Below are 10,605 nucleotides of genomic sequence, written 5' to 3' on the forward strand. Positions count from 1 at the left end.
ATATTTTATCGCATCTACCTCACCAAATGCAACGTTTATTCCTAAATTTGTACGAATTATTAAATCATTTTCACCTTTTATTACAATTTCATCAACATCTTCCAAATATCCGAGCGATTCAGCTTCTCCTAAGATTGAAAGTGCAGTTTGTATTGCTTCTTGATTTTCAAATACCGCATCATCACCAATTTCATAATTTTGAATCGTCGGTCCCTTCAATATAGGTAGTTTTTTTCCAAGAGGTTTAGCTAATACCTTCAATACTTTCCCCTCTTCGTCAACATAAACATAAGTGTCGCCATCTTTTATTTCTAATACTTCTCTTCTCTCAATTACTTCTATTTTTAATCCACTTGGATATTTTTTAGAAACTTCCGCTTGCTTTATATAAGGATGAAGTTCTAAATTAGCCTTCACATCTTTTTGTCTTAGAGCAAATATGTTCTCGCCAATTGCCCCTGATGCTACTTGTATTTGCTCTATAGTCAGCTGCGAATTGTCTACTACTACAATAGATTTCACATTGAAAAAATCTGTTTTGAAATTTAAAAAAACAAATAAAGAAATCACTGCTATCAAAATCAAAAACACTCTAATTCGGACTCTTCCATCTCTATTTTTCATTTATATCATACTCTCTATCTCTTTATATATCTGCTCGGTAGCATCTACTTCACTCAACTTAAGACTATTTTCAACCATTTTAGTATACCCCTTTTCGTCTACTAATATCTGATTTATAATTTTCCAAAGCTTGTCGCTTGACAAATCACTCTCAAGTATCATCCTTCCTGCACCATTTTCTTCAATAACTCTAGCATTGTATTCTTGATGATTCTCTGTTGTATATGATTTAGGAATTACAATAGCTGGAACACCTAATGCCGTAACTTCAGATATTCCAAGTGCTCCAGCGCTTATAATTACCAAATCTGACAACTTCATTACTTCAGGCATAGCATACATATAAGGTAAAATCTTGACTTGAGAATTAACCTTTATATTCTTATCATCGACAAGTCTCATAAAATCTTCATATCTATTTTTGCCAGTAACGTGAATTAATTGATACTTTGAATCATTAAAACGTTCTATAAGATCTAATATTGCCAAATTTATACTTTTTTGACCGCCACTTCCTCCAAAACTAAATATAAGTTTTTTACCCGCGATCTTATCGATAACTCTATTTGCCTCTTCATCTGTTACCTTTAAAAAGTCTTCTCTTATCGGATTTCCTGTAAGCACTGTCCTCTCCGGTCGTTTAAATCTTTTATTAGCTTCATCAAAACTAACTAAAATCTTATCGACTTTTTTTGCAAGTATTTTATTTGTTATACCAGGAAAGGCATTTGACTCATGTATCACAGTTGGAATTTTCAACCTACTAGCCTGATAAACTACAGGACCACATACATACCCTCCTGTACCTATTACTATATCGGGCTTAAACTCTTTAAGAATTCTCTTGGCATCTTTCATTCCTCTAAAAATCATACATGCAGATTTAAATGTATCTCTAGACAATTTCCTTCTAAATCCTTGTATCCTTATAGTCTTAAATTCAAATCCCTCTCTAGGTACTATTTCTGATTCTAGTCCATGTTTTGTTCCTATATATAATATTTCTGCATCAGATTGATGCTTCATAATCGTTTTGGCTATAGCCAATGCGGGATATATATGACCTCCTGTCCCGCCACCAGTTACTACATATCTCATATTTTGCCTCCTGCTCATCACTTATAATTCGATCTTTTTGATATATTTAATAATAGTCCTGCAGCTCCTAAATAGACAAACAAACTCGTTCCTCCAGCAGATACAAATGGTAATGGAAGCCCCGTAGTCGGCAATAACCCAACATTTACACACATATGCACCGCTGCTTGAACTACAATTATTGCAACTATCCCTGTCGCCAAATAAGCTTCATAGCGATCCTTACATCCCATTATTATTTTGACGCCTCTCCACAAGATGATTAAATAAAATACTATTGTAAAAAATGCTCCAACTAAACCTAGTTCTTCTCCAATTATTGCAAATATAAAATCATTATATGCCTCCGGTAAATAATAGTACTTCTGAATACTTTTACCTAATCCAGCTCCAAGAGTTCCTCCATAAGCAAATGCATATATTGACTGTATCAATTGATAAGAGGTGCTATAATCTCTATATTTAAATGGATCAGTAAATGTTATAAGTCTAAATGTTCTAAATGAGTTACTGTTTAAAAGATATATTACAATAGCCACTATTCCGCCTACTGCCATAGGTACAAATATATAACTAAGTCCAGCAACAAATAGCATTACAGCTAGTACCAAAAACACCATCATACCATTACTAAAATCAGTAGCTATAACCAATGTTCCCGGCATCGCTACGAAGAATATCAGCGCTATCCAAAGAGGTGAATTAAATTTTGATATATCATTTTTCTTAACCGACATAAACCTTGCTAGTGCCATAACTGCACCAATTTTTAAAAACTCTGCCGGCATAAACGTCATCCCATATATTTTAATCCATCTATTTCCACCTTGAAATTCTGATCCCAAACCTAACAATAATGTCAACTGAATAAGCAATGTGATAATAAAAATTGGAATAGATAATCTCTTGAATAACTCCATAGGCATATTTGCAACTATTATCATAGCAATTATACCTGCCACAGCAAAAATAGTTTGTTTTCTTATGAAATGATAAGGGTCATTCATCATAGCTAAAGCATCCGGATAGCTCGAACTAAAGACCATAACCAGTCCAAAAAAAACCAATAAGAGGATTGTCAACAATAAAATTCTATCAATTTTCTTCTGCAACAAACTCTCCTCCAATCTCAATGTCTATCTCAAATTCTCTACTAACTTCTTAAAATGTTTACCTCTTTGTTCGTAATTATCGTACATTCCCCAACTAGCACATGCTGGAGATAACAATACAATATCACTATTTTCAGCTATATTCCAAGCTTTTTCAACTGCCTCATCCATGTTTTCAACTCTAGAATACTCATTGAAATTATATTTCTCAGCAGTTCTTATAATCTGATCTGCAGTTTCTCCCATAACAAACATATGCTTCACCTTGCCATCAAATGCCTTTATATAATCATCAAATTCTGAACCTTTATCATAGCCACCTGCTATCAATATAGTACTTGATTTCATTGCTTCTAATGCTTTTATAGATGAATCTGGATTCGTTCCTTTTGAATCATTGTAAAAACTAACTCCATCTATTTCTTTTACAAATTCAAGTCTATGTTCTACTGCATTAAACTGTTCAAAACTCTTTCTAACTAAATCAAAATCTAGACCAAGTGCAACTGCAATTCCAGCTGCAGCCATGGCATTCTGATAATTATGATTGCCAACTATATTCAAATTCTTAACATTTACTATTTCAGTATCAGACTCACCATTATTGTATATAATAAAATCACCACTTAAATATATTCCATTTTGAATTGGTGTTTTCTGCGAAAAATAAATCACTTTAGATTTTACTTTCTCTCCAAGCTTTCTCACATCATCATCATCATAATTTAATACTGCAAAATCTTCTTCAGTTTGTCTCTCTAGCATTTTCGACTTAGCACTAATATAAGCTTCGTAGCTTCCATGCCATGACAAATGGTCGGGTGAAAAATTTAGAATAACACCTACATCTGGCTTGAATTCAGTTGTACTTTCTAGCTGAAAACTACTAGCTTCTATAACAAATACATCATCATCGTCTTGTCTCTGTGTTGCCTCCCAAAGTGCTCCAACTCCTACATTTCCCATTATATGTGTTTCTATTCCTTGCGCCTCTATCATTTCACCAGTCAAACAAGTTGTCGTAGTTTTTCCATTCGTACCCGTTATGGCAACTATTTTGTTTGGAAACAATCTGTCCACTAATTCTATATCTGTCATAATCTCAACACCACGTTCTCTTGCCATATCCAATATTGGAATATCTAATGGAATCCCTGGACTTTTAATAACAAAATCAAATATACCATGGAGTGCATTATTGCTACCTAAGCAAAAACCTATTTTCAAATCCTTCAATTGTTCTGTATACTCCTGAAGCTCATCTATATCTTTTGAATCACTAACCACCACACTAGCTCCTAGTTTATCTAATGCTTTTACTGCTGATACACCACTTACTCCCAAACCAAGAACCAATGCCCTCTTTCCCTTCAATTCAATCATACAATTCCCTCTTTTCTCTATACAATAGCCAATATAGCAACGATCGACATAATCAAAGTAACAATTCTAAACACATAAACTACTTTTATCTCACTCCACCCACACAATTCGAAATGATGGTGAAGTGGAGCCATCTTAAATATCCTTTTTCCTCTTAATTTAAAAGACGCCACCTGCAGTATTACCGAAATTGCCTCTGCGAAATATATCATTCCTGCTAGAGGTATCAAAAATGGAGATTTAAGTGCCATTGCAATCGTCGCCACCGCTCCCCCAAGCGCAAGCGACCCTACATCTCCCATAAAAACTTTTGCTGGATGGTGGTTATATACCAAAAAGCCAAGGCATCCCCCAGCCAAAACACTTGAAATCAAAGCTATGTCAAGCCTTCCCTTTATTATAGACACTATCATGAAAGCTACCATCACTACAACAGTTACTCCTGAAGATAATCCATCTAAACCATCCGTAAGATTAACTGCATTTACCGTTCCCGCCAAAACCAATGCCATAAACGGAACATAAAGCCAAACCATTTCAACGTAAATTTTAGCAAAAGGAATCTCTATCTCTGATCCTTCATTAAAATAGAACCATAAAACTACAAACACAGTAATCAATATTTGTCCCAATAATTTTTGTTTCGCATTAAGCCCCAGATTCTGCTTTTTTACTACTTTTATATAATCATCTAAAAAACCTATAACTCCAAATCCTATAGTCGCAAATACTATTACAGTAATTTCGTTAGACACATTTCCCTTGTAAAAAACTTGCATTACTATATAACTTATAATCAAAGTTGCAAGAAACATAAGCCCTCCCATGACAGGCGTTCCGTTTTTCTTCATATGACTTTCCGGGCCTTCTTCTCTTATGCTTTGACCAACTTTCAATTTAATCAATTGAGGTAATATAAGTTTCCCCAAAAACACAGTTATTACAAATGCCAACAATATCACTACACCACTTATAAAAAAATCATTCATTCTTTTGCCTCCCAAACTACTCTCGTATTTACTTCAATATTATGTCTACTCTCTCTAATTTATTAACCTTTGTACCTGCACTAGGATATTGCTCTAATGCCTCATCTTCTTCTTTTATCATCACCCTATCAAATTCAACTATTACATTATTTTTGTCAGCAATAGCTTGGATATCCCTTACTTTCTTGCCAACAAAATTAGGAACTTCAACCTGCTCCTCTATCCATTTTTTCTCTTCTGCAGTATACTTAGGATTTTTTTTCAGATACGGTAGAGCAAACCTGAGTACCTCTCTTGAGGTAGGTAGCGCCATTTTAGACCCATAACGTCCTGTCCTAGGCTCATCAACCACTGTCAATACAAGTATTTCTGGGTCTTCTATAGGAGCTATCCCCATAAAAGAACTCACATACTTGCCATCTGCATACTTGCCATCTACTACCTTTTGAGCAGTACCCGTTTTTCCTCCAATTCTATATCCTGGAATCTTAGCTGCTTTTCCTCCACCCTTAGTTACTACAGTTTCAAGCACACGTCTCATTATAGAAGATGTCTCTTCCGACACCACTCGTCTCCTAACCTTTGGCTCATTTTCACTAATTACATTTCCCTCTACATCAACTAGTTTATCAACAATCATAGGTTCCATCAAATTTCCACCATTAACTATAGTTGAAACAGCAGTTATAAGTTGTAATGGCGTGACAACTATTTTCCCCTGACCATAACACATAGTTGCAAGCTCAATATCCTTTATTGTAGATGGATCACTTGGCAATATGCCTTTAGATTCTCCAACTAATTCAATTCCAGTCTTTTCACCAAAACCAAAAGCCTTATAATATTTCAAAAGCGTATCTTGTTTTAATTCTAATGCCATTTGTACCAACGCATCATTACAAGAGTTTTGTAGAGCATTTGCAAATGTCTCTGCTCCATGAGTTCTAGGATAATACCAACATTTCAAATTTCCCGGCACTTGTGTAACTCTACCATCACAAAAATATTTATAATCATTGAATGGATCACCTACTATATTCTCTTCAACTGCAACTGCACCCGTAACTGCTTTAAAAACCGATCCTGGCTCATACATATCAGTTATAGTTCTGTTTCTATATCTCTCATACACTCTTTTATTTTTTTCCTCAGCAGGCATTTTTTTCACTTGCTCTAGTTCTTGTTCGCCCATGAGTTCCCATGGTTTGTCTAAGCTATAGAGCAAATCCATTCTCTCATTTGGGTTATAATCTGGTTTTGTAGTCATAGCTAATATCTCCCCAGTTTTAGGGTTCATCGCAACTACAGTAACAAAATTTGCTTTAGTTTTAACAAGAGCTTTATATGCTTCTTTTTCAACTTTCTCTTGTATTTCTTCATCTATTGTGAGAACCACACTATATCCATCTTCTGGTTCAGTTAGTTTAGAATTTCCAAAAGGTAGCTCGTCAAAATACCTTGCTTTTGTATAAACTGTTCTTCCTCTAACTCCTGTCATTTCAGTATTATATAGCTTTTCTAATCCGCTAATGCCTACATTGTCTACATTTGTAAAACCCATTATTTGAGATCCAACTGTTCCATACGGGTAGTAACGCTTTATATCTTCTATTATGTCTATTCCATAGAGTAACTTACGTTCTTCAATTTCTTCCGCCTTTTTTATATCAAAAAGTAAATCCGCCGTTTCTTTTGGAATCCATCTTTTTAATATCTTACTGTTTCCCTTATGAGTCAAGCACGACATGATATATTCTCGATCTAGTAACAATATTTTCTGCAATGTATCTGCCGTCTTATTGACATCCTCTATGTCTTTAGGTCTAATCCAAACCGAATACATTCCCAAATTAACAGCTAATTTTTTCCCCTCTCTGTCAAATATCAGCCCTCGTTTTGCATTCAATCTAGTATCTCTAACCCATTGTCCCATTGCCATTTTATGATATTCTTCTGCATTGATTACCTGCAAAAAAACTAATTTTCCCAATATTATTGCAAAAATCAAAATCATTACTCCTACAAACACTGAAAGGCGATTTGGAAACTCGCTTCTAGGCACACTCACATAATTACCTCCTCGATTCTGATTATCCATACCTATCTATTTTACCAAAAAATAAATGATTTGTCATAAGAGTTAATCGTTTCTCATATTTTTTTCATCGTAATTACTATTTGGTAAAAAAAATGCCGAATCAAGTACGTTATAACGCAACTCTATTCGGCATTTTCAAACAAATTACTCATACTTTCAGTAAAAGAATCTAACAAAATACTCGTAAGCTTCGATCCAACTAATACTTGTTTAGATACATCTTCTTCTTTTTGTTCTATCTCTTCTGGAACTTTGATATAGAAAATCTGTCCTTCTTCAGGATACTTCATATTCAATTTTTGCAGTGCATACTTCTCAATCCAGCCAGATTCTCGAATTTTATCTAACTCTACTTCATAAATTTGATTTTCTCTAATCAAATCGCTTAGCTCAACTCTTTGATTTACTATATCATATTTCAACTGAGCTACTTTTGCGTAGCTTAGTAAAATAGCTATAGATATACCAATTAAGAGAATTACGAAAAACACAACTCCTCCGCCAAGCTTAAGTTTTTTTGATTCTCTTGAATCTATGTTGCCTAAACCATCTCGCATGTGTGAACTGTACTCATCTCTACCAACTTTTCTGATAGTTCCTTGTCCACTAGTATGAACGTAAACTTCTCGTTTTTTTCGTACTCGCTCTAATTGTTTCTCTTTACGCATTGGAATCATGTCTTCACCTCCTTGTGAACTAAGTATATAAATTTATACCTTCTCCGCTATCCTTAGCTTCGCACTTCTCGCACGATTATTCCTCTCTAACTCATCTTTATTTGATACTATAGGCTTTCTCGTTATAATCTTCACTTCTCGTCTTTTATCACAACGGCAAACCGGATACTCTCTCGGGCATACACATTGTTGATTCAAGTACTTAAACATATCCTTTACTAGACGATCTTCTAACGAATGAAATGTAATTATACAAATCCTACCACCTGGATTCAGTCTATCAACTGCATCTCTTATAGTATTTTTTATAATATCTAGCTCTCCATTTACCTCTATTCTTATAGCTTGAAATGTTCTCTTTGCAGGATGTGGTCCATCAGCACGTGCACCTTTTGGAACAGCTTTTTTTATGACACTAACTAAGTCAAATGTAGTATCTATAGTGTTCTCTTCTCTCTCTTGAACTATAAATTCAGCAATTCTCTTAGCCCAATTTTCTTCACCGTAATCCTTTATAATCCTGCACAAATCTTCTTGACTATACTCATTCACAACTTCCCATGCAGAAAGCTTTTGATCTCTATTCATTCTCATATCTAATCTTGCATCATGCTGATACGAAAAACCTCTTTCACCTTCATCTAATTGATGGGACGATACCCCTAAATCCAAAAGTATACCATCAATTTTTTCAACACCTAAATGCCAAAGTACATTTTTTATATTGCTAAAATTATCTCTAACAATCTTCACTCTGTCTTTGTACGGAGCTAAGACTTCCGTTGCCTTGTTAATAGCATTTTGATCCTGATCTATTCCTATCAAGTATCCAGTTTCCAAACGCTTAGCAATCTCCTTTGAGTGCCCTGCTCCTCCAAGCGTTCCATCTACATATATCCCATCCGGCTTTATGTTTAGCCCTTCGATACATTCATCTAATAATACTGATACGTGCTTAAATTCCAAAATAAAATCCTCCTATATTCCTAGTTCTGCCATTTGTTCTGCTATGGCATCATAACTCAATTCATCATCGTCTGTATAGTTATTCCAGAGAGATTTACTCCATACTTCTAGACGATTACCTACGCCTATAGTAACTATCTCTTTCTCTATTTGAGCATGCTGTCTAAGATTAGCTGAAATTAGTACTCGCCCTTGCTTATCAGTTTCACACTCTGACGCTCCTGAAAAGAAGAATCTAACAAAAGCACGCGCATTTTTACTGGTAAGTGGTAACGACTTAAGCTTCGCCTCAATTTTTATCCATTCTTCCATAGGATATATAAAGAGACATGAGTCAAGACCCTTAGTCATTACGAATCTCTCCCCTAAGTCATCTCTCAATTTGGCAGGAACAATAAAACGCCCTTTTGCGTCTATCGCATGTTGATATTCACCTATGAACATCATTCCCACCACCTTTTCAATATTCACCACTTTACTCCACTTCTAACCACATTGTACTACATTACTACCCAAAAGTCTATAAAACAGACACTTTTCATACATTTTTTTGTAATCTTTTTGTAATTTTTTTAATTTTCTATTCATTTTCCAACAATATAAAACCACCCAATGAAAAATTTATCCATCGGGTGGTAATTTTTTTCGACTACTTTACTTTTTTATACTATCTATCCAAACCTTTATTTTTCTTTCTGAAATAGAAAAACATAGCAGAACCAAATACAATAGCTACAATTGCAACCAATTGAGAAATTCTAAATACACCAATATACAAACTATCCGTTCTCATTCCCTCTATGAAAAATCTAGCTATTCCGTAAAGAATTAAATAAAGAACAAAAGTCTCCCCATCGTTCTTTGTCTTATTTTTTCTATAATACATAAGGAAGATAAATATACTAAAATTGCAAATAGATTCATACAAAAACGTAGGATGTACCCTTTGACCATCGACTAAAATTGCCCATGGCACATCAGTAACTCCACCATGTGCTTCTTGATTGATGAAATTTCCCCATCTTCCAATCGCCTGCCCCAAAGCAATACTAGGCGCGGCAATATCTCCAAATTTCCAAAATCCAATATTTCTTTTTTTAGTAAAAACAATAGCTGTCAATACACCAGCGATGATGCCTCCATAAATTGCTAGACCGCCACCACGTATATTAATCATCTTCCAGAAATCACCTGAATACTCTGACCATGAAAATGCAACATAATAAATCCTTGCTCCTATTATACTAATTGGTAGTGCCCATATTAAAAAATCTACCATGTCATCCTCTGAAACGCCAACACGTTTCGCTTCTCTTATGGCAATCCAAGCACCTAATACCATTCCAATAGTAATTAAAACCCCATACCACATAATCTTTATCCCAAATAATTCAAATGCTACAGGATTAATCATTCCACTCAACATAATATACTCCTTTCACCGTTTTTTGACTTTTAATCATCATTAACTAATTAAGTATATTACGAGATTAGCAGTGGGTCAAGCCTTTTAATCGTAAATTAATTCTTCTTTTACATTTACACACTTGATTTTCTATATTATAATGAAATGTAATGTCTAAAAGTATGACCAAAAATACGATTTAAAAATTTGGTCTATTATAAACTTATTGATTGAAAGGAAGATTTACTATGAA

10 protein-coding genes are annotated in these 10,605 nt (G+C 34.4%); all 10 read right to left on the reverse strand.

Annotated elements, in window-relative coordinates; genetic code table 11:
* The coding region (locus tag N4A40_03825; GenBank protein ID MCT4660967.1) for an FtsQ-type POTRA domain-containing protein at nt 1–624 on the reverse strand (624 nt) is incomplete at its 3' end.
* Complete coding sequence (gene murG, locus N4A40_03830; protein MCT4660968.1) at nt 625–1,722, reverse strand: undecaprenyldiphospho-muramoylpentapeptide beta-N-acetylglucosaminyltransferase; 1,098 nt, start codon at nt 1,720–1,722, stop codon at nt 625–627.
* A gap of 17 nt (nt 1,723–1,739) precedes the next feature.
* On the reverse strand, nt 1,740–2,834 hold the full coding sequence (locus tag N4A40_03835) for a putative lipid II flippase FtsW (GenBank protein ID MCT4660969.1): 1,095 nt from the start codon (nt 2,832–2,834) through the stop codon (nt 1,740–1,742).
* 24 nt (nt 2,835–2,858) lie between these two features.
* Nucleotides 2,859–4,217: a UDP-N-acetylmuramoyl-L-alanine--D-glutamate ligase gene (gene murD / locus N4A40_03840; GenBank protein MCT4660970.1), complete on the reverse strand. Its 1,359-nt coding sequence runs from the start codon at nt 4,215–4,217 to the stop codon at nt 2,859–2,861.
* Nucleotides 4,218–4,234: 17 nt separating this feature from the next.
* On the reverse strand, nt 4,235–5,206 hold the full coding sequence (gene mraY / locus N4A40_03845) for a phospho-N-acetylmuramoyl-pentapeptide-transferase (GenBank protein MCT4660971.1): 972 nt from the start codon (nt 5,204–5,206) through the stop codon (nt 4,235–4,237).
* A gap of 28 nt (nt 5,207–5,234) precedes the next feature.
* Nucleotides 5,235–7,274, reverse strand: coding sequence for a penicillin-binding transpeptidase domain-containing protein (locus tag N4A40_03850; GenBank protein MCT4660972.1), 2,040 nt, complete (start codon nt 7,272–7,274; stop codon nt 5,235–5,237).
* A gap of 152 nt (nt 7,275–7,426) precedes the next feature.
* Nucleotides 7,427–7,981 carry a hypothetical protein gene (locus tag N4A40_03855; protein MCT4660973.1) on the reverse strand — a complete coding sequence of 185 codons (555 nt, stop codon included), beginning with the start codon at nt 7,979–7,981 and terminating at the stop codon, nt 7,427–7,429.
* A 33-nt stretch (nt 7,982–8,014) separates the two neighbouring features.
* Nucleotides 8,015–8,947, reverse strand: a complete 933-nt coding sequence (gene rsmH, locus N4A40_03860) for a 16S rRNA (cytosine(1402)-N(4))-methyltransferase RsmH (protein ID MCT4660974.1) — start codon at nt 8,945–8,947, stop codon at nt 8,015–8,017.
* Nucleotides 8,948–8,959: 12 nt separating this feature from the next.
* A complete protein-coding gene (gene mraZ, locus N4A40_03865) occupies nt 8,960–9,391 on the reverse strand; it encodes a division/cell wall cluster transcriptional repressor MraZ (GenBank protein ID MCT4660975.1) in 432 nt (143 codons plus the stop codon).
* 223 nt (nt 9,392–9,614) lie between these two features.
* Complete coding sequence (lgt, locus tag N4A40_03870) at nt 9,615–10,373, reverse strand: prolipoprotein diacylglyceryl transferase (GenBank protein MCT4660976.1); 759 nt, start codon at nt 10,371–10,373, stop codon at nt 9,615–9,617.
* Nucleotides 10,374–10,605 lie beyond the last annotated feature (232 nt).

The sequence above is a fragment of the Tissierellales bacterium genome (assembly GCA_025210965.1).
Lineage (GTDB): Bacteria > Bacillota > Clostridia > Tissierellales > JAOAQY01 > JAOAQY01.

Excerpts from the sequence above, each read along its gene's own strand:
- N4A40_03855 (MCT4660973.1), bottom strand. The coding sequence starts at position 7,981 with ATGATTCCAATGCGTAAAGAGAAACAATTAGAGCGAGTACGAAAAAAA.
- murD (MCT4660970.1), bottom strand. The coding sequence starts at position 4,217 with ATGATTGAATTGAAGGGAAAGAGGGCATTGGTTCTTGGTTTGGGAGTA.
- lgt (MCT4660976.1), bottom strand. The coding sequence starts at position 10,373 with ATGTTGAGTGGAATGATTAATCCTGTAGCATTTGAATTATTTGGGATA.
- mraZ (MCT4660975.1), bottom strand. The coding sequence starts at position 9,391 with ATGTTCATAGGTGAATATCAACATGCGATAGACGCAAAAGGGCGTTTT.
- murG (MCT4660968.1), bottom strand. The coding sequence starts at position 1,722 with ATGAGATATGTAGTAACTGGTGGCGGGACAGGAGGTCATATATATCCC.
- mraY (MCT4660971.1), bottom strand. The coding sequence starts at position 5,206 with ATGAATGATTTTTTTATAAGTGGTGTAGTGATATTGTTGGCATTTGTA.